Here is a 23,836-nt window from a genome sequence, read left to right on the forward strand (position 1 = left end):
AGGATCCGCGGCCGCCCGGGTCGCCCCGCCCCCGGGTGTGGGAGGGCGGTGTCAGGCGCCGACGTACGCGGCGAGGTGCTCGCCGGTGAGCGTGGAGCGGTCGGCGACCAGGTCGGCGGGCGTGCCCTCGAAGACGATCCGGCCGCCGTCGTGGCCGGCGCCGGGGCCGAGGTCGACGATCCAGTCGGCGTGGGCCATGACGGCCTGGTGGTGCTCGATCACGATGACCGTCTTGCCGGAGTCGACCAGCCGGTCCAGCAGCCCGAGGAGCTGTTCCACGTCGGCGAGGTGAAGGCCGGTGGTCGGCTCGTCGAGGACGTACACCCCGCCCTTGTCCCCCATGTGGGTGGCCAGCTTGAGCCGCTGCCGCTCACCGCCGGACAGGGTGGTCAGGGGCTGGCCGAGGGTGAGGTAGCCGAGCCCCACGTCGGCGAGCCTGCCGAGGATCCGGTGCGCGGCGGGGGTGCGCGCCTCGCCGTCGGCGAAGAACTCCAGGGCCTCGGTGACCGGCATGGCGAGGACCTCGCTGATGTCGCGGCCGCCGAGCCGGTACTCCAGGACCGACGCCTGGAACCGCTTGCCCTCGCACTCCTCGCAGGGAGTGGCGACACCGGCCATCATCGCCAGGTCGGTGTAGATGACGCCGGCGCCGTTGCAGGTGGGGCAGGCGCCCTCCGAATTGGCGCTGAACAGCGCCGGCTTCACGCCGTTGGCCTTGGCGAACGCCTTGCGGATCGGGTCGAGCAGCCCGGTGTACGTCGCCGGGTTGCTGCGCCGCGACCCGCGGATCGGCGTCTGGTCGACGGAGACGACGCCCTCGTCCGTCGGGATCGACCCGTGGATCAGGGAGCTCTTGCCGGATCCCGCGACGCCGGTGACGACGGTGAGGACCCCGAGCGGGATGTCCACGTCGACGTCGCGCAGGTTGTTCGCCGTGGCGCCGCGGATCGCCAGGGTGCCGGTGGGCTCGCGGACCGTCTTCTTGAGGACGGCCCGGTCGTCGAGGTGGCGGCCGGTGATGGTGCCGGCCGCCCGCAGGCCCTCGACGCTGCCCTCGAAGCAGACGGTGCCGCCCCCCGCGCCGGCGCCGGGGCCGAGGTCGACGACGTGGTCGGCGATCGCGATCGTCTCCGGCTTGTGCTCGACGACGAGCACCGTGTTGCCCTTGTCGCGCAGCCGGAGCAGCAGCTTGTTCATGCGCTGGATGTCGTGCGGGTGGAGGCCGACGGTCGGTTCGTCGAAGACGTAGGTGACGTCGGTGAGCGACGACCCGAGGTGCCGGATCATCTTGACGCGCTGTGCCTCGCCGCCGGAGAGCGAGCCGGAGGACCGGTTCAGGCTGAGGTAGCCGAGCCCGATCTCCACGAACGAGTCGAGCGTCTGCCGCAGCGCGGTCAGCAGCGGCGCCACCGAGGGCTCGTCGAGGTCGCGGACCCACTCGGCCAGGTCCCTGATCTCCATCGCGCAGGCGTCGGCGATGGAGAGCTTGCCGATCCGCGACGACCGGGCGGCCTCGGTGAGGCGGGTGCCGTCGCAGTCGGGGCAGGTCGTGAAGGTGACGGCCCGCTCGACGAACGCCCGGATGTGCGGCTGCATCGCCTCCTTGTCCTTCGACAGGAACGACTTCTGGATCTTGGGGATGAGCCCCTCGTAGGTGAGGTTGACGCCGTTGACCTTCACCTTGGTCGGTTCGCGGTAGAGGAAGTCCTGCATCTCCTTCTTGGTGAACCGGCGGATGGGCTTGTCGGGGTCGAGGAAGCCCGACTCGGCGTAGATGCCGACCGTCCACACGTTGTCCGACTTCCAGCCGGGGATGGTGAACGCGCCCTCGGCGATCGACTTGGTGTCGTCGTACAGCTGCGTCAGGTCGATGTCGGAGACCGTGCCCCGGCCCTCGCAGCGGGTGCACATGCCGCCGGTGCGACGGAAGGTCACCTTCTCGGTCCTGGTCCGGTCGGCGCCGCGGTCGACCCGGAACCCGCCGCTCGCCTCGACCGAGGCGACGTTGAACGAGTACGCCCCGGGCGGTCCGATGTGCGGCTCGCCGAGCCGGCTGAACAGGATGCGCAGCATCGCGTTGGCGTCGGTGGCCGTGCCGACCGTGGAGCGCGGGTCGGCGCCCATGCGCTGCTGGTCGACCGTGATCACCGTGGTCAGCCCGTCGAGGACGTCGACCTCGGGCCGCGCCGGGGTGGGCATGAAGCCCTGAACGAAGGCGCTGTACGTCTCGTTGATCAGCCGCTGCGACTCCGCGGCGATGGTGTCGAACACCAGCGAGCTCTTGCCGGAACCGGAGACACCCGTGAAGACCGTCAGCCGGCGCTTCGGGAGCTCGATGCTGACGTCCTTGAGGTTGTTCTCCCGGGCGCCGTGGACCCGGATCATGTCGTGGCTGTCGGCGACGTGCCGCGCAGGTGACTGCACGCCGGTGCTGCTGGCCTTCCTGGCCGTGCTCATCGTGTCTCCATCTGTCGGACGGGGCCGCCTGCGCGGTCCCCCCTCGGCCTCGCGTGGCTCGATTATCCGACCGGTGCGGGTCCGGGCGTCCGATTTTCCGCGGCACCGTCGGCGCGGCACTGCGGTGCCGCACAGCGGTGCCGCACAGCGGTGCCGCACAGCGGTGCCGCACAGCGGTGCCGCACAGCGGTGCCGCACAGCGGTGCCGCACAGCGGTGCCGCACAGCGGTGCCGCACAGCGGTGCCGCACAGCGGTGCCGCACAGCGGTGCCGCACCAGGCTGTGGCCGCGCCGGGACCGGGGTCCCGGTGCGGCGGGCGGTCGCTACTGCTTGCGGGGCTGGTTGAAGCGGAGCATGTTGCCCGCCGGGTCGCGGAAGGCGCAGTCGCGCACGCCGTACGGCTGGTCCATCGGCTCCTGGAGCACGTCCCCGCCCGCTGCGAGGATGCGTTCGAAGGTGGCGTCGACGTCGTCGGTCGTGAAGATCACGCCGCGCAGCATGCCCTTGGCCAGCAGTTCCGCCATCGCCTGCCGGTCGGCCGGCGAGGCGTTGGGGTCGGCGAGCGGCGGTTCGAGGACGATCTCCACGTCCGGCTGGGCGGGCGACCCGACGGTCACCCAGCGCATGCCCTCGAACCCGACGTCGTTGCGCACCTCCAGGCCGAGGACGTCGCGGTAGAAGGTGAGGGCCTTGTCGTGGTCGTCGACGGCGATGAAGCACTGTGCGAGCTTGATGTCCATGCCCCCGACGCTACGAGGCGGCGGGGGATCCCGCTTCTCCGATCCTGACCGGTCTCGTGTAGATCTTGGCGACGCACGCGGGGATCGCCGCTCCGGCGTCGTGGCGGCGGGCGCGGTAGGCGCTGGGGCTCTCGCCGACGAGCTGGGAGAAGCGTGAGCTGAACGACCCCAGCGAGGTGCACCCGACCGCGAAGCAGACCTCGGTGACGCTCATGTCGCCGCGCCGCAGCAGGGCCTTGGCCCGCTCGACGCGGCGGGTCATCAGGTAGCTGTAGGGCGTCTCCCCGAAGGCCGCGCGGAAGCTGCGGGAGAAGTGCCCCGGCGACATGAGGGCGACCCGCGCCAGCGCGGGCACGTCCAGCGGCCGCGCGTAGTCGCGGTCCATCACGTCCCGGGCGCGGCGCAGCCGTACCAGGTCCTCCAGGGTCATGTGCCCAGCATCCCACGGTGCCGGGGGCCGCCCCGCGGGCCGTACCACGCCGATGACCGGCCACCTCTTCGGGGCGGCGGGGCGGTGGGGGCGCTCGCCGCGGTCCTCGCGGTCCGGGACGGGGTCGTGCCGGCCACCCGGAACCTCGACGTCCTGGACCCGGAGGTGAAGCCGGACGTGGTGGCGGGCGCGCCCCGGCGGGGGCGCTGACGGCGGCGCCGACGAACTCGTTCGGGTTCGGCGGCCACGACGCCTCGCTGGTGTTCACCCGTTGGGGAGACCGCCCGACCGGTAGTATCCGCTGCTTCGACCACGTGGCGCGACGCAGGAGGAAAGGTGACGGCGAACCCGGTGGCCGGTGTGCTCGCCCGCATGCCGGAGGTGACGCGGGACGTGCCCGCCGACCGGAGCGGTGCCCTGTGGCGGCTCGCCGAGGACGGCCGTCAACTGGACGCCAACGTCGTGCGCCTGGCCGCCGGCACCCGGGTCGCCGTGCACGTCGAGCCGGACCTGGACGTGCTGCTGTACGTCGTGGAAGGCACCGGGCGGCTCGACACGGCCGAGGGCGGACAGCCCGTGGAGGCGGGGTGCCTGGTGTGGCTGCCGCACGGCTCGCGGCGCGGCATGGCGGCGGGGCCGGAGGGGCTGGCGTACCTGACGGTGCACCGCCGCCGCCCGGGGCTGTCCATCGGTACGGCGTCCGCCCGTGCCGGCACGGCGCGTACCGGTACGGCGGATGCCGGTACGGCGCGGGCCGGGGCGGTTCCGCCGGGCGCCGCCGCCCCGGAAGCCGACGCCGCACGTGAGGCCGGCGGGGAGCGGGAGGGCGGCGAGGCCGCCTGCCTGCTGGACCGGGTGTGCCCCGAGTGCGGCCGGCTCGCGCCCGCCGAGTCCGGCGTCCGCTTCTGCGGGCGGTGCGGATCACGGCTGCCGGCCGGCTGAGGCGGTCGTACCACCGGGCCGGCCCGCCGGCCGGGGGCTACTTCTTCACGGCCCGCAGGACGACGAACTTCGGGTCGCTCGCGACGACCTCGGAGTTGCCGAAGACGCGGCGCAGCGTCACGTGATAGCCGAGGTGCCGGTTGCCGACGACCCACAGTTCGCCGCCGGCGCGCAGCGCCCTGCGGGCCCCGGAGAACATCCGGCGGGCCGTCAGGTCGGTCGTCGCGTGGTGGCTGTGGAAGGGCGGGTTGTTGAGGACGAGGTCGACGGAGCCGGCGGGCACGCCGTCGAGTCCGTCCCCCACCAGGAACTCCGCCTCGGCGCCGGGCCCGGCGCCCGCCCGGAACGTCTCCTCGGCCGACGCCACGGCCTGGTAGGACTCGTCGGCGAACAGCAGCCGGGCGTCCGGGTCGGCCAGCGCCACGGCGAGGCCCACGACGCCATTGCCGCAGCCGAGGTCGACGACCCGGGAGTCGCCGAGGCCGCGCGGCAGATGCCGGAGGAAGAAGCGGGTGCCGATGTCCAGCCGGTCGGCGCAGAAGATGCCGGCGTGGTTGACCACGGTCCGGCCGGCGACCGGCCCGGGGGCGTCGGCGGGCAGGGCGTAGCGGTGCGGCCAGGGGCTGCCGGTGCGGGGCAGGCCGGGGTCCGGGGTACAGAAGATCAGCCGGGCCTTCTTCACGGCCAGGGACGTGTGGGTCGGGCCGAGGATCCGCTCGAAGAGCGCCAGTGTGGAGGTGTGGATCTCCTTGACCATGCCGGTGCCGGTGACGACCGTCCCGGGGTGCACGGCCGGGGCGAGGCGGTGCAGCTGGTCCTCCAGGAGCGCGAGGCTCTTGGGCACGCGGACGAGGAGCGCGTCGACGCGCTCGGGCGGCGTGTCCCGTGTCGTCAGCAGCCGTACGGCGCTCTCGTCGACACCGTTGCGGGCGAGGTTGGCGCGGGTGGCCTCGCGGGCGAGGTACGAGTCGGTGATCTGGACCACCCGGCCGGGGTGCCGCCGCGCGAGCGAGGTGACCAGGGCGCCCCACCGGTCGCCCAGGACGACCACCGTGCCGGTGGCGGGGAGCGGGGACTGTTCCAGGTGGTTCAGCAGGTACTCGTCGGAGGCGTCCCAGGCGCGCAGCCGGTCGCGCGGGTCCTCGGGGAAGCGGGCGAGGTCGCAGGCGCCCCATGACGTGGTCAGACGGTTCATTGTCCGCCCAGGCTAGCCGGTGGGCGGGGGGCTACCGGAACCGGAGCGCCATCCAGTGCTCCGGCACGTCCAGCGGCTGGAAGCCGGTCTTCTCGTACACGCCGTGGGCGTCGTGGGTGGCGAGGACGATGCGCTTGATGCCGAGGGGGGCGAGGTGGTCGCGGACCGCCTCGACCAGCGCGGTGCCGAGTCCCTTACCCCGGGCGGGCCGGTCGACGTAGACGTCGCAGAGCCAGGCGAAGGTCGCGTGGTCGGTGACGACGCGCGCGTAGGCGACCAGTTCGCCGGAAGCGGTGTCGTACGCGCCGAAGTTGAGCGATCCGTCGATGGCGCGGTCCTGCTTGTCGCGGCTGCGGCCGAGGGCCCAGTACGCGTCGGTCGAGAGCCAGTGGTGGACGCGGGCCCGGTCGAGGCGGGCGGCGTCGGTGGAGATCTCGTACCCGTCCAGGGTCGTCGTCGTCTCGTCCATGATCGGACTCTGGCAGGGCGGGGGACCTTTGTCAGTGGTCCGGGACACTTCCGTTGCGTGCTCAACCGACCGGGCACCCGAGCGGCTTGCTCCGGGTGACGCGGACCACACCCTCGGACGTAGACTCCCCCTACGGAACGACAAACAGGGTAAACCTGTGCGAGGAGGACACTCGATGCACGCGACCGTGGGCGACACATTGCTGGTGCACGGCAGGGTCGTCGGCCAGCACGACAGGACCGCCGAGGTCATCGAGGTGCTCGGGCCGGACGGGACACCTCCGTACCGCGTCCGCTTCGACGACGGACACGAGACCGTGATGTCCCCGGGCCCCGACAGCGTCGTGCGCCACAAGGAGCCCGGCTAGGAAGTGTCCGCACAGCACCGGCGCCCGCCCGGACGGCGGGGGTCGCGGTGCGCGCGAGCAGGGCGCCGCGGACCACGCGGGACTGTGCGGACACGACCGGGGACCCTCCGTCCGGACCGGGCCGGTCTCCGGCGCGAGCCGCACACGGGTCCCCGGTCCGGCCGGCTCCGGAAGGCCGGCCCTACTCCGGCGGACGGGCCGGGGCGGGGTAGTGGTCGGCCACGACCCTGGCCATCGCCCCGGCGCGGTCCGTCACGACCTCCTTGGCCGAGAAGAAGACGTGCCCGCGCACCCTCGGGTACTCCCCGGCCAGGGTGAGGTGGCGCGACAGCTCGGCCGGGTCCTGCCAGGCGGCGGGCTGGGCGGGGTCGCCCGCCTTGTACAGCGCCTCCCCCACGTACAGCTCGACGCCCGTGCCGCGCACGACGTCGTCCCACCACGGCACCAGCTTGGCGTAGTCGGCCGGGGCGAAGCCGATGTGCCAGTAGAGCTGCGGCACCACGTAGTCGATCCAGCGCTCCTTGACCCACTTGCGGGTGTCGGCGTGCAGGTGGTCGTAGGTCTGGACGCCCGCCCGGGTGTCCGAACCGAGCGGGTCGGTGGCGACGTTGCGCCACACGCCGAACGGGCTGATCCCGAACCGTACGTCCTTGTCGATCTCCCGGATCGACTCGGACATCTCCCGCACCAGCCGGTCGATGTTGTCCCGCCGCCAGGCGGCCTTGTCGGGGAAGCCCGCACCGTGGGCGGCGTAGGTGTCGTCGTCGGCGAAGGGCTGGCCGGCGACCGGGTAGGGGTAGAAGTAGTCGTCGAAGTGCACGGCGTCGATGTCGTAGCGGCGTACGGCGTCGAGCATGGCGTCCTGGACGAAGCGCCGCACCTGGGGCAGGCCCGGGTTGTAGTAGAGCTTGCCGCCGTAGGGCAGGACCCAGTCCGGGTGGATCCGCGCCGGGTGGCCGTCAGCCAGCCGGGACGGATCGGTGTGGTTGGCGACCCGGTAGGGGTTGAACCAGGCGTGCAGCTCCAGGCCGCGCGCGTGCGCCTCGGCCACCGCTGTGCCCAGCGGGTCCCAGCCCGGGTCCCGGCCCTGGACGCCGGTGAGGCACTGGGACCACGGCTCGTACGGCGAGGGCCACAGCGCGTCGGCGGTGGGCCGCACCTGGAACACCACCGCGTTCAGCCGCCGCTCCACCGCCGTGTCGAGGAAGGCCAGCAGCTCGGCGCGCTGCCGGTCGGCCGACAGGCCCGGCCGGGACGGCCAGTCGCGGTTGGCGACCGTCGCCAGCCACATCCCGCGGAACTCGCGGCCCGCCTTCCGCCGCCTCCGCTTCCGCTTCCCGTGGCCCTTGCCGTTCTCGCGCTGAGGCCGCGCCGCCGCGCCCGCGTCCGCCGCCGCCCACAGCGTTGCGACCGCTCCGAGCGCGGCCGCCCCCAGGCTCCGTCTGCCGATATGCCGCATTCATATGCCCCTTAGCAGTGGTTTGCTCCCGGTGTCTCCCTTTCCTCGCAGAGCATGCCCGCCCCGGACCGCCCTCCACCCGCGCGAACGGAGTAACGTCGTGGGGTCGAGGCGGGCGCCGGAATCACACGGGGGACCTGCCGCATGGAAGATCAGCGAAAGGCACGATGTGACCGACATCGAACGCGTCGGAGTGGTGGGCTGCGGCCAGATGGGCGCGGGCATCGCGGAGGTGTGTGCCCGTAGCGGCCTGGAGGTCAAGGTCGCCGAGACCACCGGCGAGGCCCTGGAGATCGGCCGTACCCGGCTGTACAACTCCCTCACCAAGGCGGCGCAGCGCGGGAAGATCACCGAGGAGGAGCGGGACGCCACCCTCGCCCGGCTCAGCTTCACCACCGACCTCGGCGAGTTCGCCGACCGTGACCTGGTCATCGAGGCGGTCGTCGAGAACGAGCAGGTGAAGACCGAGATCTTCCAGGTCCTCGACCAGGTCGTGACCCGCCAGGACGCGATCCTCGCCTCCAACACCTCCTCCATCCCGCTGGTGAAGCTGGCCGTGGCGACGTCCCGCCCCGACCAGGTCATCGGCATCCACTTCTTCAACCCGGCCCCGGTGCAGCAGCTCGTCGAGCTGATCCCCGCGCTGACCACCTCCGAGGGCACGATCAGCCGCTCCCAGGCCGTGGTCGAGAAGGTGCTCGGCAAGCACGCGATCCGCGCCCAGGACCGCTCCGGCTTCGTGGTGAACGCGCTGCTGATCCCGTACCTCCTCTCCGCGATCCGGATGTTCGAGTCGGGCATCGCCAGCCGCGAGGACATCGACAACGGCATGGAGATGGGCTGCGCCCACCCCATGGGCCCGCTGAAGCTCGCGGACCTCATCGGCCTCGACACGGTCCACTCGGTCGCGGACTCGATGTACGCCGAGTACAAGGAGCCGCTGTACGCCGCTCCCCCGCTGCTCCAGCGCATGGTGGACGCCGGGCGCCTGGGCCGGAAGACGGGATCCGGCTTCTACCCGTACGGTTCGTGACGCAGAGCGACGAACATTCGCACGGGGTGTGCGGAGCGTGTTCGCATATGCCCTGCGCACACGCTCCCTCCGCTCCGCCTCGAAGAGTTGACTCGGAACCGATCAGTCGACGACGAGGAGGAGCGGAGAACCGTGACCACCGACCCCGAACACTTAACGGCCGTCGAGGAGTTCGCCGAGCTGCGCCGCTGTCTGGACGTCGGGCTCGCCCGGATCGACGGGCAGCTCGCGCTGCTCGCCCAGCGCCACGGCCAGATCGACCGCGATCTCACCGACCTGGCCGCCCGCGTCACCGCGCTGGAGCAGGCGAGGTGGCCGCTGCCCGCCGTGTCCGCGTTCACCGCCGTGGGCGCGCTGGCGGTGGCGGTCTGGCAGGCGCTCGGCAGGTGACCCGGGCGGGTCAGCCCAGCCGGAGATGGTGCAGCATCAGCAGCCCGGCCGCCATGTTGGCGGCCGGGACCTCTCCACGGGCGATCATGTCCGGCACGAGTTTCAGCGGTATCCACTCGCGGCGCGACGACTCGAAGTCGTCCTCGGGATGGCCCGTGTAGGTCGCCTCCTGCGACCAGTACAGGTGGTGGCGGGCGTCGGTCAGGCCGTTGGACGGTTCGACGGTCAGGAGGTGCTGGAGCGGGCCGGGGCGCCAGCCGGTCTCCTCCTCCATCTCGCGGGCCGCCGCGGCGGCGACGTCCTCGCCGTCCTCGACCACCCCGGCGGCCAGCTCCCAGCCCCAGCTGTCGGTGATGAAGCGGTGCCGCCACAGCATCAGCACCTCGTTGGCCTCGTTGACGGCCGTGGCGACGGCCACCGGGCGCATCCGGATGAGGAAGTGGTCCAGGTGCCGGCCGTCGGGGAGTGCGACATCCGCGAGGTTGACCTTGAACCAGCGGTTTTCATAGACGGTTTGTTCGCTCAGGTTCGTCCACTGCACTTTTCTGCCACCTTCCGACAAGTAGATGGCAATATCGCAGCAGGCCTCCGCGCCGGGCGGAACGTCGCACAGGAAGGTCACAGCGGCACGCGCAGCGCTCCGTCGATGAGCCCGGCCGCCTCCTGCGCCTCTCTGCACCCACTCGCCACCAGGTGTTCGCGCACCTCCCGGAGCCGGTCGCGCAACCGCTGCGACTCCATCCCGCGCGCCCGCTCGGCCATCTCGGCCGCCGTCCGCGCCGCCCGGTCCGCCTCACCCTGCCGCAGCTCGATCTGGCTCAGCATGGCCAGCCGGTGCACCCGCCCCCGGTCGTGCGCCCGGGTCCGCACGGCCGCCGCCGCGTGTTCCCGCGCGCCGCTCAGGTCGCCCAGGCTCAACAGCGCCTCGGCGACCTGGACGTTGACCAGGCCCGGCTGCACGTAACCGGTCTCGTCCGGCTCGTGCCCCGGCCGGATCCGCTCCGCCTCCGCCTCCGCCCGCCGGATGCATCTCAGCGCACCGGAACCGTCGCCGATGTGTGCGTACGCCTTCGCCTGCATCGCGTACAGGTCCGCGGCGAGCGCCGGGGTGATCTGCCGGCCCGCCGTCCGCAGCGCCGCCTCCGCGAACGCCACCGCCTGCCGGAACTCCCCCATGAACAGCGACTGGTTGACCAGCAGGGCGATCACGTACGCCCCGAGCCCCCGGTCGCCGCTCGCCTTCGCCAGCCGCAGCCCCTGGTGGAAATAGCGCTGCGCCAGGCCGTGCGCGTCCGAGTCGTACGCGCAGATGCCGGCCACCGCCACCAGCCCGCCGGTCGCCCGGTGCAACTGGCGGCCCAGGGCGTCGTTGTAGCCGCCGCGCAGCAGCGGCGCCGCCTCGGCGTTCAGGAAGCCGACGATCCGGGCGCGGGTGGCGATGCCGCCCGCCCGGCGGTACATCAGCTCGTAGTGGGCGCGGGCCGCGCGCAGCATGGTGATGTCGGACATGCTGACCCGGGTCCGGCCCTCGCGCGACACGTCCGCGTCCTCCGGGGGGTTCTCCCACTCCCAGACCGGCATCACGGCCGGGGTCCCGGTCACCGCCGCCGCGCCCAGTATGTGCGGCCGTTGCTGCTCGTCGGAGCGCCACAGCGCGGTCGCCCGCTCGACGAACCCGGAGAGCGGGGAGCCGTGCGTCACGCCCGCCCCGCCGGGGACGCCCAGCCCGATGTCGTCGAGCGTGACGGGGCGGCGCAGCCGGGCGCCGAGCACCTCGCAGATGAGGTCCGGCACCTGGCCGCGCGGGCGCTGGCCCTTCAACCAGCGCGCCACGGCGGTGTGTTCGTACCGCAGCGCCAGACCTCGGGCGCGGCCGGCCTGGTTGACGTGGGCGGCCAGGCCCGCGTGCGATATCCCCGCCTCGTCGAGCAGGGCGTCGAGCAGGGTGTTGGGCTGCATGGGCCCCTCCGGTGACTCGGTGTGCCCAGACTAGTGGAGCCCGGTTCGCACGGGGTGTGAACGGAATGCCCGTATCCGTGCCCCGCGCGCTCTGCCGCCATGCCCGCCGCGCCGGTTGACTGGGCGGTCTCTCACCAGAGGCGGCCGGGCCGCCGGCTCCCCCTCGTACAGTGCGGCGGCCCGTGCGGCGCCGTCCGTCCTGCCCGATCTGCCCGACACTCCGCGGCAGGGCGGACGGCGCCGGCCGCACCGTCCAGGTCCACGACGCGAACGGGAGGTGTCAGCGAGGAGAGGGTGCGGGCCGCGTACGGCAGGGTCCCGGGTCGCCGGACTGCGCGGGCACCCGGCAGCGGTCGTTGCGCACGACCATCAGAGCCACGTCGTCGGTGAGCCGCCCGCCGGTGTGGCGCAGCAGCGCCGAGTGCACCCGGTGGATCAGGGCCGCCGGGTGCACCGGCGCCCCGCGCACCGCCTGGTCGAGCACGTCGCGGAGGCGGAAGAACCGCCCCGAGGCGTCCCGGGCGTCCTCGGCCCCGTCCGTGTGCAGGAACAGGGCCCCGCCCGGCGGCAGCGTCACGCACCGGTGCACGGGCAGTTCGTCCGGCAGCGGGAAGGCCCCCAGCGGCGGCAGCGGCTCCCCCGCCGGGACCGGCTCGGCGCCCGCGCCGCCCAGCAGATAGGGCCAGGGGTGCCCGCAGTTGAGGGCCAGCACGGTACCGTCCCGGCGGATCTCCAGCAGCAGGACGGTGACGAACTCCTCCGCCGACGGGCTGTCGGGGTCCCACCCGCCCGACGCCGGGTGCTCGTCCCGCGCCCGCTCCCGCAGGTGCCGCCCCAGCGCCCGCTCCAGCCGCCGCAGCACACCGCCGAGTTCGGGCTCGTCGTGGGCGGCCTCCCGGAAGCTGCCCAGCACGGCGGCGACCGCCCCGAGCGCCGGCAGCCCGTGGCCGCGTACGTCGCCGATGACGATCCGCACGCCGTGCGGGGTGCCGGCCGCCTCGTACAGGTCGCCGCCCACCGCCGCGCCCCGGGCGGCCGACAGCTGGGCGGCGGCGAGGGACAGGCCGTCCAGCCGGGGCGGCGGGGGACGCAGCAGGACCAGCTGGGCGGCCTGGGCGACCGCGCGGACCTGCTTCAGCTCCTTCACCAGGCCGCACCGCAGGCCCAGGACGAGCCCGGTGCCGACGGTGAAGAAGACGACGCTGGTGGCGATCCGGGCGGCCGTACCCTCCTGCTGGGCGATGGGGCAGGTGAGCTTCCACAGGACGGCGACCGCGCCCCACAGGGCGGGCAGGGCGAGCGGGGCGAGGCGACGAATCCAGGTTCGCGTGCGCAGCATGCGGACCGCCCTTCTCCAGGCCCCTCCTCGCGGTCGGGACGATTGAGTCGATCGTCCATGGCGAGGGGGAAAGTCCACCAGACTTCCCACTCGAACGAGTGAGGGGCATGGCCGGTGTTCCGGCCATGCCCCTCCTCACGCGTGGACCGGTCAGGCGCCGCGCAGCACCGCGCCCGTCCGCTCGGCGGCGACCGCGACCGCGGCGTCACGCGCGGCCGAGGCCTCCTCCACGGTCAGCGTCCGGTCGGCGGCACGGAACCGCAGCGCGTACGCCAGGGACTTCCGGCCCTCACCGATCTGCTCGCCCTCGAAGACGTCGAAGAGGCGGATGTCCTCCAGCAGTTCACCGGCGCCCTCACGCAGGGCCCGGCCCACCTCGGCGGAGGGCACGTCGCGGGCCACGACCAGGGCGACGTCCTGGGTGGCGACGGGGAACGTCGAGATCCGGGGCGCGCGCACGGCACCGGCCGACGCCCGCTCCACGGTGTCGAGGTCCAGCTCCATGGCCGACGTCCGGGCCGGCAGGTGCAGCGCCTTGACGACGCGCGGGTGCAGCTCGCCGGCGTGACCGACGATCCGCTCCTCGCCGTCCACCACCACGGCCAGCTCGGCGCAGCGGCCGGGGTGCCACGGCCCGTACTGGCCCTGGCGGACGATCAGCTCGGCACCGGCCTCGCGGGCGACGGTCCGGGCGGCCTCGACCGCGTCGGCCCAGTCGGACGGGCGGCCCCCGCCCCACCAGCCGGCCTGCTCGCGCGCCCCGGCGAGGACCACGGCGACGTGCCGCGGCTGCTCGGGCAGCGGCGCGTTGAGCCGCGCGATCTCCTCGTCCGTGGGACGCCGGTCCACCGGCAGCGCCACGGCGGTGCCGCTCTCGGCGGCCGGGTGGAAGACCAGACCGGTCTCGAACAGCGCCAGGTCGTGGGTGCCGCGCCCGTCGTTGCGGCGCAGCGCGCCGAGCAGACCCGGCAGCAGCGTGGTGCGCATCGCCGGCTCTTCGTCGGAGAGCGGGTTGACCAGCTTGACGACGCGGCGGTTCGGGTCGTCGGCCGCCAGGCCGAGCTGGTCGAAGACCTGCTCGGAGACGAACGGGTAGTTCGGCGCCTCGACGTACCCGGCGCCCGCGAGGACCCGGCCGACACGGCGGTGGAGCCGCTGCCGGGCGGTCAGTCCGCGGCCGGACGGCGGCTGCGGCAGCGTCGACGGCAGGTTCTCGTACCCCTCCAGCCGGATGACCTCTTCGGCGAGGTCGTTCGGGTGGGCGAGGTCGGGACGCCACGACGGGGGCGTGACGACGAGGTCGTCCTGCCCGTAGACGTCGCAGCCGACCTCCTGGAGGCGGCGTACGACGGTCTCGCGGCCGTAGGCGACACCGGCGACGCGGTCGGGGTGGTCGGCCGGCATGGTGACCGTGCGCGGGGCGGACGGCGCGACGACCTCGGTGACGCCGGCCTCGGCGGTGCCGCCCGCGAGGAGGACCAGCAGGTCGACGGTGCGCTGCGCGGCAGCGGCGGCGGCCTGCGGGTCGACGCCGCGCTCGAAGCGCCGGGACGCCTCGGAGGACAGCTTGTGGCGGCGCGCGGTGCGGGCGATGGAGACCGCGTCGAAGTGCGCGGCCTCGATGACCACCTCGGTCGTCCCGCGCACCTCGCCCGTCTCCGGGTCGGTGACGGAGTCGGCGATCTCGGTGTCGGCGCCGCCCATCACGCCCGCGAGGCCGATCGGCCCGCGGTCGTCGGTGATCACCAGGTCGCCGGCGTCGAGGACGCGCTTGACCCCGTCGAGGGTGGTGATCTTCTCGCCCGGCTCGGCGCGGCGCACGCCGATCGTGCCCTGGACGCGGGTGCGGTCGTAGGCGTGCAGCGGCTGGCCGAGCTCCAGCATCACGTAGTTGGTGATGTCGACCGCGAGGGAGATCGGGCGCATGCCCGCCTTCTGGAGGCGGCGGCGCAGCCAGATCGGGGAGCGGGCCTCGGGGTCGAGGCCGACGACGGTGCGCGCGGTGAACCGGTCGCAGCCGGCCGGGTCGGTGACCTCGACCGGGTAGCCGTACGAGTTGGGCGCGGGCACGTCGAGCAGCGCCGGGTCGCGCAGCGGGAGGCCGTAGGCGGTGGCCGCCTCGCGGGCGACACCGCGCATCGACAGGCAGTAGCCCCGGTCGGGGGTGACGGCGATGTCGAGGACCTCGTCGTACAGCTCCAGCAGCTGGGCGGCGTCGGTGCCGATCTCCATCTCGGGCGGCAGCACGATGATGCCGTGCGAACCGTCGTCGCCCATGCCGAGCTCGTCGCCGGAGCAGATCATGCCGCGGGACATCCGGCCGTACGTCTTGCGCTCGGCGATCCGGAAGTCGCCGGGGAGCACCGCGCCGGGCAGGGCCACGACGACCTTGTCGCCCTCGGCGAAGTTCCGGGCGCCGCAGATGATCTCCTGCGGCTCGCCGGTGCCGTTGGCGCCGCCGACGTCGACGGTGCAGAAGCGGATGGGCTTCTTGAAGTCGGTCAGTTCCTCGATGGTGAGGACCTGGCCCACGACGAGCGGGCCCGTCAGGCCGGCGCCGAGCTGCTCGACGGCCTCCACCTCGAGACCGGCGGCGATGAGCTTGGCCTGTACGTCACGGCCGGTCGCCGTCGCCGGCAGGTCGACGTACTCCCGCAGCCACGAAAGCGGGACCCGCATCAGATCTCCATCCCGAACGGCCGGGTGAACCGGACGTCACCCTCGACCATGTCTCGCATGTCTTCGACGTTGTGGCGGAACATCAGCATCCGCTCGATGCCGAACCCGAAGGCGAATCCGCTGTACTTCTCGGGGTCCACGCCGCAGGCGGTCAGCACCTTGGGGTTGACCATGCCGCAGCCGCCGAGCTCGATCCAGCCCTCGCTGGAACAGGTGCGGCAGGGACGGTCCGGGTTGCCGACGGACTCGCCGCGGCACACGTAGCAGACCATGTCCATCTCGGCGGACGGCTCGGTGAACGGGAAGAAGTTGGGCCGCAGCCGGGTCTTCATGCCCTCGCCGCCGAAGAGCGCCTGGACCATGTGGTCCAGCGTGCCCTTGAGGTCGGCCATGGTGAGGCCCTCGTCCACGGCGAGCAGCTCGACCTGGTGGAACACCGGGGTGTGCGTGGCGTCCAGCTCGTCCGTGCGGTACACCCGGCCGGGGCAGATCACGTAGACCGGGGGCTCGCGGTCCAGCATGGAGCGGACCTGGACGGGCGAGGTGTGGGTGCGCAGCACGGTGCCGGAGGCGGACGTGCCCCGGGCGTCGGCGACGAAGAAGGTGTCCTGCTCGCCGCGCGCGGGGTGGTCGACGGCGATGTTGAGGGCGTCGAAGTTGAGCCACTCGGACTCGACCTCGGGGCCCTCGGCCACCTCGTAGCCCATCCCGACGAAGATGTCCTCGATGCGCTCCATGAGGGTGGTCAGCGGGTGGCGGGCGCCGGCCGGGGTGCGGTCGTGCGGAAGGGTGACGTCCACCGCCTCCTCGACGAGCACGCGCGCGTCGCGCTCCGCCTCCAGCTCCGCCTGGCGGGCGGCCAGTGCCTTGTTCACGGCACCGCGGGCCTGGCCCACGCGCTTGCCGGCCTCGGCCTTGGCATGCGGCGGCAGTGCGCCGATCTCCCGGTTCGCGAGCGCGAGCGGCGAGGTGGGTCCGGTCTGGGCGACCTTGGCCTCGTGCAGCGCGTCGAGGTCACCGGCGGCGGCGAAGGCGGCGAGCGCCTCGTCCCGCATGCGCTCGATCTCTTCCGGTTTCAGTGCCTCGACCTCGACTGGGTCGTACGACTTGTTCGGTGCCGACATCTCTTCCCGTACTTCCGATGGGCTGGCTGGGGCCCCCGCTCGACGACCGAGGACGCAAAGGTGCCAAAGGACGAGTCTAACGGGGTGGGGGCGGGCTGATGAGCCGCGGATCAGCCCGTGGACGTCCTGGACCCTCTGTCACGTGAGGTACGAGGGTGCGCCCACGGGCAGGGTGAATCGGAACTGGGCGCCACCGGCGGGGCCGCGGCCGACGGTGATCGTCCCGCCGTGCGCCTCGACGATGCCCTTGACGATGTACAGGCCGAGGCCGGTCCCGCCGCGCTTGCTCCCCCGCCAGAAGCGGGTGAAGACACGGCCCATCGACTCCTCGGGGATGCCGGGGCCTTCGTCGCTCACGGTGACGGCCGTTCCCTTCTCGTCGTCGTACGGGCCGGTGGGTGCCACCTCGATGGTGACGGTTCCCTCGCCGTGGCGCACCGCATTTTCGAGCAGGTTGCCGAGGACCTGGTCGATCTTGTCGGGGTCGGCCCACAGATCGGGCAGCGGACGGCGCACGCGGACGAAGAACCGGTCCGGCGACTGGCCGCGCGCGGTGTGCGCCTGGACGTGGCGGCCGACGGCCGCGGAGATGTCGACGGGCTGGCGGCGCACCTCGAGGCGCCCGGAGTCTATTCGGGAGATGTCGAGGAGTTCGGCGATCAGCCGGGTGACGCGGTTGGCGTCGGCGTCGACGGTCTCCAGCATCAGCCGCTTCTGGTCGTCGGTGAACCGCTCCCACTTGGCCAGCAGCGTGGCGGTGAAGCCCTTGACGGAGGTCAGGGGGGAGCGCAGCTCGTGGGCGACGGTGGCGATCAGCTCGGCGTGGCTGCGTTCGGTGCGGCGCCGTGCCTCGGTGCCGCGCAGGGTGACGACGACCTTCCGCACGGGCCCGAGCGGTTCGTCGCGCACGTAGCGGGCGGCGACGAGCACCTCGCGGTTGCCGGGCAGCAGCAGGTTGCGTTCGGGCTGCCCGCCGCGGATGGCGAGTCCGCCGTACGGGTCGGTCAGCGCCCACCAGCGCCGGCCCTTGAGGTCCTCCAGCGGCAGCGCCTGCTCCAGGGGCCGTCCGAGCGCCTCGGCGCGGGGTACGGCGGTGAGGCGCTCGGCCGCGGTGTTGAAGCAGACGACCCGGCCGTCCTCGTCGGCGACGACGAGCCCGTCGGGAAGGTCGTCGGGGGCGATCCCGGGCACACCGGTGCCCGGCGCGGCGTGACCGGCGGAAGCGCCCGCGCCCCTGCCCACTAAGGCGCCCTCCCGCGCCGCGGGCCTGCTGGTGCCGACCGTCATCCCCGATTCCCACCCCTCCGTGTGACGCAGTGGGCCCCCGAGCCCGCCACCCTACTAGCTGGAGGTGACGGAGCGGCACCCTCCGGCAGCACGCTGCGCACGCGCGGAGCCGTAGAGACATACGGCCGCGGCGGTCGCCAGGTTCAGGCTCTCGGCCTTGCCGTGGATCGGCACGCGCACCACGGCGTCCGCGAGGGCGCGGGTCTCCTCGGGCAGGCCCCACGCCTCGTTGCCGAAGATCCAGGCGGTCGGCCCGCCCATGGTGCCGGCGTCCAGCTCGGCGTCGAGGTCGTCCTCGCCCGCCCCGTCCGCGGCGAGGACCCGCAGCCCCGCGCCCTTCAGACCGGCGACGGCGTCCTCGACCGGGACGCCGACGGCGACCGGGAGGTGGAAGACGGACCCGACGGAGGCGCGCACGGCCTTGGGGTTGTAGAGGTCCACGGAGGCGTCCGTGAGGACGACGGCGTCGGCGCCGGCCGCGTCGGCGCACCGCAGCACGGTTCCTGCGTTCCCGGGGTCGCGTACGTGGGCGAGGACGGCGACGAGCCGGGGGCGGGCGGCCAGGATCTCCTCGAACGGCGAGTCGAGGAACCGGCACACGCCGAGCAGCCCCTGCGGGGTGACGGTCTGGGACACTTCGGCGAGCACGGCGTCGGAGGCGTGGTGGACGCGGGCGCCGGTGGCGCGGGCGGCCTCGATGATGTCGGCGTACCGCTCGGCGGCCTCGACGGTGGTGAACAGCTCCAGCAGGGTCGGCTCCCCGCCGCTGCGGTGCGCGACGGCCTCGCGCACGGCCTGGGGGCCCTCCGCGATGAACCGGCGCTCCTTGCCCCTGAAGTTGCGCTTGGCGAGCCGCCGCGCCGCGATGACGCGCGGGGAACGGGGGGAGATCAGCTCAGGGGTGCCCATGGTGGTCGGCGGCTCTCTCGTGGTGGGTGCGGAACAGACCGGACCCGCAGGCGCGGGGCCTGCGGGTCCGGGGGGAAGAACTGCGGCCTGAGGATCAGGCGGCGGCCTTCGGGGCGTTGACGTCGCTCGGGAGCGCCTTCTGGGCGACCTCGACGAGCGCGGCGAACGCGTTGGCGTCGTTGACCGCGAGCTCGGCCAGGATCTTGCGGTCCACCTCGATGTTGGCGGCCTTCAGACCCTGGATGAGGCGGTTGTACGTCATGCCGTTGGCGCGGGCAGCGGCGTTGATGCGCTGGATCCACAGCTGACGGAAGTCGCCCTTGCGCTTCTTGCGGTCGTTGTAGTTGTAGACCAGCGAGTGGGTGACCTGCTCCTTGGCCTTGCGGTACAGGCGCGAACGCTGACCGCGGTAGCCGCTGGCCTGCTCGAGGATCGCCCGGCGCTTCTTGTGGGCGTTGACTGCCCGCTTGACGCGTGCCACTTGTTAACTCCTTGTAGCGGGGCCGTGGTTGGACTCACACGGCCCGGAAACGATATGGGTCCCGGTGTCGGGCTGCCCCCGTCGGCCGGGGGCGGAGGTCAGTCAGATGCCCAGCATCTTCTTGATCTTGGCGCTGTCACCCGGGGCCATCTCGGCGTTGCCGGTGAGGCGACGCGTCAGCTTGGACGACTTGTGCTCGAGCAGGTGGCGCTTGCCGGCGCGCTCGCGCAGGATCTTGCCGGAGCCGGTGACCTTGAAGCGCTTCTTGGCACCGGAGTGCGTCTTGTTCTTCGGCATAGCGCCGTTCTCTCCTCGTCAGTGGCGCTCCCAGCCGGTCCGGGGACCGGCGAGCGGGAGCGTCATGTGTGTCGGTTGAATCCTGGGCGGTTGCCCGGGAATCAGGCCTCGGCAGCCTCGTCGGCGGGCGCGTCCGCGGGGACGTCCTCGTCCGCCTGGGCGGGCTGACCCTGGCGCTCGGCCTTGCGGGCGGCCTGCGCCTCGCGGGCCTCGGCCATGGCCTCGGTCTTCTTCTTGTGCGGTCCGAGAACCATGATCATGTTTCGGCCGTCCTGCTTCGGGTTCGACTCGATGAAGCCGAGGTCCTGGACGTCCTCCGCGAGCCGCTGCAGCAGTCGGTAGCCGAGCTCCGGCCGGGACTGCTCGCGACCACGGAACATGATCGTGATCTTGACCTTGTCGCCCTGCTTGAGGAACCGGACGACGTGACCCTTCTTGGTGTCATAGTCGTGCGGGTCGATCTTCGGCCGGAGCTTCATCTCCTTGATGACCGTGTGCGCCTGGTTCTTGCGCGCCTCACGGGCCTTCATGGCCGACTCGTACTTGAACTTCCCGTAGTCCATGAGCTTGCAGACCGGAGGACGGGCGTTCGCCGCGACCTCGACGAGGTCGAGGTCGTACTCCTGCGCAAGCTCCAGGGCCTTGGCAAGCGGAACAATCCCGACCTGCTCGCCGCTGGGACCGACAAGTCGCACCTCGGGAACGCGAATCCGGTCGTTGATGCGGGGCTCGGCGCTGATGGATCCTCCTCGGTAGCACCACGCGACCGCCTGGCGGACGGACGCGTAACGTCTGTTTCGTAAGACCAACCGCGCCGGCGCATGAAAAATGCCCCGGACGGGACACAGGCGGGGCTCCACGTGCTACCGGAGCACCGCCACGGCGTACCGCGGGGCGCACATCGGGCGGCTCCATCGTCCGTACGGAACGATGGTCGCCACCTGACCGGTGACCCGCCGTCCCGAGGGACGGCCAGGTGGGAGATCGGAGCCTCCACTTGTGGGCTGGAACACCTGTCGTGCCCAGCCGGTCGTCACACCAGGTTACCAGCTCCGGCCGGGTGCGGCTAACCGGGACGGGCCGCATATCGTGGGCGTCATGAGTGACGCCACGCCGAGCAACGCCTCCGCCGCACAGACCACCGATTTCGAGACCATGACCCGCGACATCGCGGAGGTCCCCGCGGTCGAGGTGATCGTGACGGTCGCCGTCAACCTGATGAGCGCCGCAGCGGTCAAGCTCGGCCTCACCGAGGAGGGCGACCAGTACAAGGACCTCGACGAGGCGCGCAAGCTGATCCACGCGCTGGCGGGCCTGCTGGACGCGGGCGCCACGGAGATCAGCTCGTTCCACGCGGCGCCGCTGCGGGACGGTCTGAAGTCCCTCCAGCTGGCCTTCCGCGAGGCGTCCCTCGTGCCCGACGAGCCGGGCCAGGGCCCGGGCGAGAAGTACACCGGGCCGGTCTTCGGCTGATCCCGGGGCCCTGCGTGGATCAGGGCCGTACGTAGAAGGGCTCGCCCGGGGGCGTGGCCGTGGCCGGCAGCAGTGCCAGGTCCAGGCCGCGCACCAGGCGGGCCCTCAGTGTCTCGTCGGCCGCCAGCGCGCGGGCGACGCGCCGGGCGGCCTCCGCCGGGGCGGCGTCGGGGGCCAGCACCAGGGCCAGGGTGCCGTCGGCCGTGCCGGGGCCCAGGTGGGCGCGGAGCACCCCGGGCTCGGCGGCGACGGCCGCGCGGACCGCCGCCGTGACGGCGGGGTCGGCGAGCGGGTCGGCGGAGGTGCGGCCCTCGGCGAGGGCGAGCAGCGCCGGGCCGGTCAGCTGGTACGGCACGGGGCCCGCGAGGTCCAGGACGAGCGTGTCGGCCTTCTCGTGGGCGGCCGCCTGGAGGGCCTGGTTTAGCGGTACGGCCACCGGACGGGCGGCCGGGTCCCACAGGGCCAGGGACGCCAGTGAGGTGAACGCGGGCAGGGCGCGGCGGTCGCCGGCGGTGAGCGTCGGCACGGCCATGTCGCTGGTCTTCTCGCGGCGCAGTCCCGTCTCCGGGTCCTCCTCGACCTCGCCGAGCACGGCGACGACCGGGACGAGCAGCCGGGCGTCCTTGAGGGCCGCGAGGACGCGGGGCTCGGCGGACCGGTCCTCCGCCCAGGCCGCGAGGGCCTCGGCGAGCCTCGGGTCGGCGGTGCCGTCGTCGTCGGAGAAACCGGGGTCAGGGATGTTCTTGAGGGCCACGCGACGAGCCTAACGGCGCCGGTCAGCGCCCGGCGGCGCGGCCCCCGCGCCACAGGACGACCGCGGCGGCCAGCAGCAGCACGCCGAGGGCGCCGGTTACGGGGGCGAGCAGGCCGGCTCCCTCGTCCGCGCCGCCGGCGGCGGCCGGGCCGGTGCCGAAGTAGCGCCTGCCGTAGCCGGCGGTGGCGGCCTTGAGGTCGGCGGGGCGCAGCTTGGCGCCGGCCGCGATGGCCGCGGCCGGGTCGACCGTCCCGTACCCCTTGTCGATGTCGTGGCCGCCGCCCCGGGGGCGGTCGCGGGCGGTGTCGGTGAGGAGCTTCTTCACCTGGGCCGGGGTGAGGTTCGGGTGGGCGGCCCTGACCAGGGCGACGGCGCCCGAGACGAACGCCGAGGCGGCGCTGGTGCCCCACCCCTGGTAGTACTTCCGGTCCGGGTCGGCGATCACGATGTCGACGCCGGGCGCGCTGACGGTGGCGTACCAGCGGCTGGTGGAGAACGCGGCGTGGGTGCCGTACCGGTCGACGGCGGTGACCGCGATGACGCCCGGGTAGGCGGCGGGGTACGAGATGTGGTCGCCCTTGTCGCCGCCGTTGCCGGCCGAGGCGACGACGACGGCGCCCTTGGACAGGGCGTACTGGACGGCGGCGTCCTCGCCCGCGTCGGGGTGGGCCGACTTGCTGTCGTCGCCGAGGGACAGGTTGATGACGTCGGCGCCCTGGTCGACGGCCCAGCGGATGCCCTGGGCGAGGGCGGTGCCCCGGGTGTTGCGGGCCTTGGTGCGGGCCGGGTCGCCGCTTTCGAGGATGACGCGGACGGGGAGGATCTTCGCCTCGGGCGCGATGCCGAGGACGCCGTCCTCGCGGCCCGGTCCGTGCCCGTGACCCGCGATGATGCCGGCCATGGAGGTGCCGTGGCGGGCCCACGGGCGATCGCCGCGGCCGGCGCCGAAGCCGATGAGGTCCTTGCCGGGCAGGACGTTGCCCACGAGGTCGGGGTGGCTGTCGTCGACCCCGGTGTCGAGGACGGCGACGGTGACGCCGGCGCCCTTGGTGGTGCGCCAGGCCGTTTCGGTGTGCAGGGCCTCCAGGCCCCACTGCTGGGCGCGGATGCCGTCGGCGCGGGCCGGGGTCGCGGGGAGCACGGCGAACGCGGTGGCGGCGAGGGCGGCGGTGACGGCGGTACGGCGGCGGCGGTTCGTCATCGGGGCTCCTGCGTGGCCTTGCCGCCGGTCTGAGCCGTCGTCCGCAGGCCCCGCTCGATCCGGTCGGCGATGCCGTCGGCGTCGTGCCCGAGGCCCGCCTGGGCCGGCGTGCTGGTCTGTCCCTCGGCCATCGCCTCGGCGGCGGGCTGCGGGTCGTCCACGGTGCGGCCGTCGGCGAAGCCGGAGACCGCGTAGACGACGACGGGTGCGTCGGTGAGGACACTGACGCGCCAGCTGGCGCGCTGCGCGTCGCCGAAGCGGGCGGCGACGGTGCCGGGCGCGGAGAGGGTCCGGGGCAGCAGGTCGGTCCGCTCGTCGAGGCTCTCGTCGGCGAAGCGCTCGCGCAGCGCGGTCATGCCGGGGCGGTCGGCGTCGGTGAACACCATGCCGACGGTGGTGACGCTGGTGGAGGTGGCGTCGGTGTAGGTGGCGCGCAGCACGCGCTCGCACCCCACCGGGCGCAGGGCCTTGGTCAGCAGCGGGTCGAGCGCGCCGGCGCAGGGGCCGTCGGGCGCGACGGCGACGCGCGTCCAGGTGCGGTCGGCCCGGCCCGGTCCGGCGCCCTCGCCGTCGAGGGTGCGCGGGAAGAGGGTGTCGACCGGCACGCTGTGCCACAGGCGGCGGGCCTCGGCGTAGTGGTCCGACGACTGCGCGGCCGAGTCGCCCACGAGCCAGGCCCCGGCGGCGGCCCCGCCGGTGAGCCCCAGGCCGAGCACCAGGCAGGCGACGGCCGCGGCGGCGCGGGCGGGGTGCCGGCCGGGCACGGGCCGCAGACGGGTGGTGGTCTCGGCGGGCGTCTCGGGCGGCGCCCAGTAGGGCTGTCCGGCGGGCGGGGCGGCCGGCGGGCCGG

General features: G+C 73.3%; 25 protein-coding genes. 6 read left to right on the forward strand and 19 right to left on the reverse strand.

The genetic code is table 11. The annotated features are described in order from the left end of the window. Window positions 1-51 precede the first annotated feature (51 nt). The 3 genes from A4V12_RS05690 to A4V12_RS05700 all read right to left on the reverse strand — a co-directional run bounded on the left by A4V12_RS05690 (window position 52) and on the right by A4V12_RS05700 (window position 3,628). Window positions 52-2,457, reverse strand: coding sequence for an ATP-binding cassette domain-containing protein (locus A4V12_RS05690; RefSeq protein WP_064068105.1), 2,406 nt, complete (start codon window positions 2,455-2,457; stop codon window positions 52-54). Window positions 2,458-2,781: 324 nt separating this feature from the next. Beyond that, window positions 2,782-3,198, reverse strand: coding sequence for a VOC family protein (locus A4V12_RS05695; protein WP_064068106.1), 417 nt, complete (start codon window positions 3,196-3,198; stop codon window positions 2,782-2,784). A 10-nt stretch (window positions 3,199-3,208) separates the two neighbouring features. Continuing rightward, a complete protein-coding gene (locus tag A4V12_RS05700) occupies window positions 3,209-3,628 on the reverse strand; it encodes a helix-turn-helix domain-containing protein (RefSeq protein ID WP_064068107.1) in 420 nt (139 codons plus the stop codon). A gap of 84 nt (window positions 3,629-3,712) precedes the next feature. Here A4V12_RS05700 and A4V12_RS39675 point away from each other — a divergent pair, with 84 nt between their 5' ends. Beyond that, window positions 3,713-3,838 carry a hypothetical protein gene (locus A4V12_RS39675; protein WP_350497997.1) on the forward strand — a complete coding sequence of 42 codons (126 nt, stop codon included), beginning with the start codon at window positions 3,713-3,715 and terminating at the stop codon, window positions 3,836-3,838. Window positions 3,839-3,964: 126 nt separating this feature from the next. Next, the gene (locus A4V12_RS05705) at window positions 3,965-4,570 is read left to right on the forward strand and encodes a hypothetical protein (RefSeq protein WP_107415335.1); all 606 of its coding nucleotides are present in this window, start codon (window positions 3,965-3,967) and stop codon (window positions 4,568-4,570) included. A 37-nt stretch (window positions 4,571-4,607) separates the two neighbouring features. On the opposite strand, the gene A4V12_RS05710 is transcribed toward A4V12_RS05705, so the two are convergent. Beyond that, window positions 4,608-5,765: a methyltransferase gene (locus A4V12_RS05710; protein WP_064068108.1), complete on the reverse strand. Its 1,158-nt coding sequence runs from the start codon at window positions 5,763-5,765 to the stop codon at window positions 4,608-4,610. 31 nt (window positions 5,766-5,796) lie between these two features. After that, window positions 5,797-6,234 (reverse strand): GNAT family N-acetyltransferase, encoded by a 438-nt coding sequence (locus tag A4V12_RS05715; protein WP_064068109.1) that lies wholly within the window; start codon window positions 6,232-6,234, stop codon window positions 5,797-5,799. Window positions 6,235-6,409: 175 nt separating this feature from the next. Between A4V12_RS05715 and A4V12_RS05720 the strand changes: the two genes are divergently transcribed. Next, complete coding sequence (locus A4V12_RS05720) at window positions 6,410-6,601, forward strand: DUF1918 domain-containing protein (RefSeq protein WP_064068110.1); 192 nt, start codon at window positions 6,410-6,412, stop codon at window positions 6,599-6,601. 181 nt (window positions 6,602-6,782) lie between these two features. On the opposite strand, the gene A4V12_RS05725 is transcribed toward A4V12_RS05720, so the two are convergent. Further along, window positions 6,783-8,060: a glycoside hydrolase family 10 protein gene (locus A4V12_RS05725; RefSeq protein WP_064068111.1), complete on the reverse strand. Its 1,278-nt coding sequence runs from the start codon at window positions 8,058-8,060 to the stop codon at window positions 6,783-6,785. Between the two features lie 169 nt (window positions 8,061-8,229). Between A4V12_RS05725 and A4V12_RS05730 the strand changes: the two genes are divergently transcribed. Beyond that, entirely contained in the window at window positions 8,230-9,093 is an 864-nt protein-coding gene (locus A4V12_RS05730) for a 3-hydroxybutyryl-CoA dehydrogenase (RefSeq protein WP_064068112.1), read from the forward strand. A gap of 132 nt (window positions 9,094-9,225) precedes the next feature. After that, on the forward strand, window positions 9,226-9,483 hold the full coding sequence (locus A4V12_RS05735) for a hypothetical protein (protein ID WP_064068113.1): 258 nt from the start codon (window positions 9,226-9,228) through the stop codon (window positions 9,481-9,483). Window positions 9,484-9,493: 10 nt separating this feature from the next. Here A4V12_RS05735 and A4V12_RS05740 read toward each other — a convergent pair whose 3' ends face one another. The 10 genes from A4V12_RS05740 to infC form a co-directional block, all read right to left on the reverse strand. Beyond that, entirely contained in the window at window positions 9,494-10,024 is a 531-nt protein-coding gene (locus A4V12_RS05740) for an NUDIX hydrolase (RefSeq protein WP_064068114.1), read from the reverse strand. Window positions 10,025-10,101: 77 nt separating this feature from the next. Beyond that, window positions 10,102-11,442, reverse strand: a complete 1,341-nt coding sequence (locus tag A4V12_RS05745) for a hypothetical protein (RefSeq protein ID WP_064068115.1) — start codon at window positions 11,440-11,442, stop codon at window positions 10,102-10,104. 280 nt (window positions 11,443-11,722) lie between these two features. Next, on the reverse strand, window positions 11,723-12,781 hold the full coding sequence (locus A4V12_RS05750; protein WP_064068116.1) for a PP2C family protein-serine/threonine phosphatase: 1,059 nt from the start codon (window positions 12,779-12,781) through the stop codon (window positions 11,723-11,725). A gap of 150 nt (window positions 12,782-12,931) precedes the next feature. Next, window positions 12,932-15,460 carry a phenylalanine--tRNA ligase subunit beta gene (gene pheT / locus A4V12_RS05755; protein WP_064068117.1) on the reverse strand — a complete coding sequence of 843 codons (2,529 nt, stop codon included), beginning with the start codon at window positions 15,458-15,460 and terminating at the stop codon, window positions 12,932-12,934. After that, window positions 15,460-16,584, reverse strand: coding sequence for a phenylalanine--tRNA ligase subunit alpha (pheS, locus tag A4V12_RS05760; RefSeq protein WP_064068118.1), 1,125 nt, complete (start codon window positions 16,582-16,584; stop codon window positions 15,460-15,462). The genes pheT and pheS overlap by 1 nt, the downstream gene beginning before the upstream one ends. A 138-nt stretch (window positions 16,585-16,722) precedes the next feature. Continuing rightward, complete coding sequence (locus A4V12_RS05765) at window positions 16,723-17,871, reverse strand: sensor histidine kinase (RefSeq protein ID WP_064068119.1); 1,149 nt, start codon at window positions 17,869-17,871, stop codon at window positions 16,723-16,725. A 54-nt stretch (window positions 17,872-17,925) separates the two neighbouring features. Then, window positions 17,926-18,780, reverse strand: a complete 855-nt coding sequence (locus tag A4V12_RS05770; RefSeq protein WP_064068120.1) for a TrmH family RNA methyltransferase — start codon at window positions 18,778-18,780, stop codon at window positions 17,926-17,928. Between the two features lie 94 nt (window positions 18,781-18,874). Then, the gene (rplT, locus tag A4V12_RS05775; protein WP_064068121.1) at window positions 18,875-19,261 is read right to left on the reverse strand and encodes a 50S ribosomal protein L20; all 387 of its coding nucleotides are present in this window, start codon (window positions 19,259-19,261) and stop codon (window positions 18,875-18,877) included. 102 nt (window positions 19,262-19,363) lie between these two features. Further along, window positions 19,364-19,558: a 50S ribosomal protein L35 gene (gene rpmI / locus A4V12_RS05780; protein WP_041128339.1), complete on the reverse strand. Its 195-nt coding sequence runs from the start codon at window positions 19,556-19,558 to the stop codon at window positions 19,364-19,366. Window positions 19,559-19,659: 101 nt separating this feature from the next. Further along, a complete protein-coding gene (infC, locus tag A4V12_RS05785) occupies window positions 19,660-20,367 on the reverse strand; it encodes a translation initiation factor IF-3 (RefSeq protein ID WP_079136830.1) in 708 nt (235 codons plus the stop codon). Between the two features lie 289 nt (window positions 20,368-20,656). On the opposite strand from infC, the gene A4V12_RS05790 reads away from it, so the two are divergent. After that, window positions 20,657-21,031, forward strand: coding sequence for a DUF1844 domain-containing protein (locus A4V12_RS05790; protein ID WP_064068123.1), 375 nt, complete (start codon window positions 20,657-20,659; stop codon window positions 21,029-21,031). A gap of 19 nt (window positions 21,032-21,050) precedes the next feature. On the opposite strand, the gene A4V12_RS05795 is transcribed toward A4V12_RS05790, so the two are convergent. From A4V12_RS05795 to A4V12_RS05805, 3 genes are all read right to left on the reverse strand, one after another. Further along, window positions 21,051-21,785 (reverse strand): SseB family protein, encoded by a 735-nt coding sequence (locus A4V12_RS05795; RefSeq protein ID WP_064068124.1) that lies wholly within the window; start codon window positions 21,783-21,785, stop codon window positions 21,051-21,053. 22 nt (window positions 21,786-21,807) lie between these two features. After that, window positions 21,808-22,986, reverse strand: a complete 1,179-nt coding sequence (mycP, locus tag A4V12_RS05800; RefSeq protein ID WP_064068125.1) for a type VII secretion-associated serine protease mycosin — start codon at window positions 22,984-22,986, stop codon at window positions 21,808-21,810. Then, a partial coding sequence (locus A4V12_RS05805; RefSeq protein ID WP_434974777.1) for a hypothetical protein occupies window positions 22,983-23,836 on the reverse strand: 854 nt, incomplete at its 5' end. The genes mycP and A4V12_RS05805, both read right to left, overlap by 4 nt.

It is taken from the genome of Streptomyces noursei (assembly GCF_001646665.1).
In the GTDB taxonomy this organism is placed as follows: Bacteria; Actinomycetota; Actinomycetes; order Streptomycetales; family Streptomycetaceae; genus Streptomyces; species Streptomyces lavendulocolor.

Bases quoted from the DNA above. Each gene is read 5' to 3' on its own strand.
- pheS (WP_064068118.1), bottom strand. From the start codon at position 16,584: ATGTCGGCACCGAACAAGTCGTACGACCCAGTCGAGGTCGAGGCACTG.
- rpmI (WP_041128339.1), bottom strand. From the start codon at position 19,558: ATGCCGAAGAACAAGACGCACTCCGGTGCCAAGAAGCGCTTCAAGGTC.
- A4V12_RS05790 (WP_064068123.1), top strand. From the start codon at position 20,657: ATGAGTGACGCCACGCCGAGCAACGCCTCCGCCGCACAGACCACCGAT.
- A4V12_RS05710 (WP_064068108.1), bottom strand. From the start codon at position 5,765: ATGAACCGTCTGACCACGTCATGGGGCGCCTGCGACCTCGCCCGCTTC.
- A4V12_RS05700 (WP_064068107.1), bottom strand. From the start codon at position 3,628: ATGACCCTGGAGGACCTGGTACGGCTGCGCCGCGCCCGGGACGTGATG.
- A4V12_RS05745 (WP_064068115.1), bottom strand. From the start codon at position 11,442: ATGCAGCCCAACACCCTGCTCGACGCCCTGCTCGACGAGGCGGGGATA.
- A4V12_RS05695 (WP_064068106.1), bottom strand. From the start codon at position 3,198: ATGGACATCAAGCTCGCACAGTGCTTCATCGCCGTCGACGACCACGAC.
- A4V12_RS05715 (WP_064068109.1), bottom strand. From the start codon at position 6,234: ATGGACGAGACGACGACGACCCTGGACGGGTACGAGATCTCCACCGAC.
- A4V12_RS05765 (WP_064068119.1), bottom strand. From the start codon at position 17,871: ATGACGGTCGGCACCAGCAGGCCCGCGGCGCGGGAGGGCGCCTTAGTG.
- A4V12_RS05720 (WP_064068110.1), top strand. From the start codon at position 6,410: ATGCACGCGACCGTGGGCGACACATTGCTGGTGCACGGCAGGGTCGTC.
- A4V12_RS05750 (WP_064068116.1), bottom strand. From the start codon at position 12,781: ATGCTGCGCACGCGAACCTGGATTCGTCGCCTCGCCCCGCTCGCCCTG.
- pheT (WP_064068117.1), bottom strand. From the start codon at position 15,460: ATGCGGGTCCCGCTTTCGTGGCTGCGGGAGTACGTCGACCTGCCGGCG.
- mycP (WP_064068125.1), bottom strand. From the start codon at position 22,986: ATGACGAACCGCCGCCGCCGTACCGCCGTCACCGCCGCCCTCGCCGCC.
- A4V12_RS05770 (WP_064068120.1), bottom strand. From the start codon at position 18,780: ATGGGCACCCCTGAGCTGATCTCCCCCCGTTCCCCGCGCGTCATCGCG.
- A4V12_RS05690 (WP_064068105.1), bottom strand. From the start codon at position 2,457: ATGAGCACGGCCAGGAAGGCCAGCAGCACCGGCGTGCAGTCACCTGCG.
- A4V12_RS05725 (WP_064068111.1), bottom strand. From the start codon at position 8,060: ATGCGGCATATCGGCAGACGGAGCCTGGGGGCGGCCGCGCTCGGAGCG.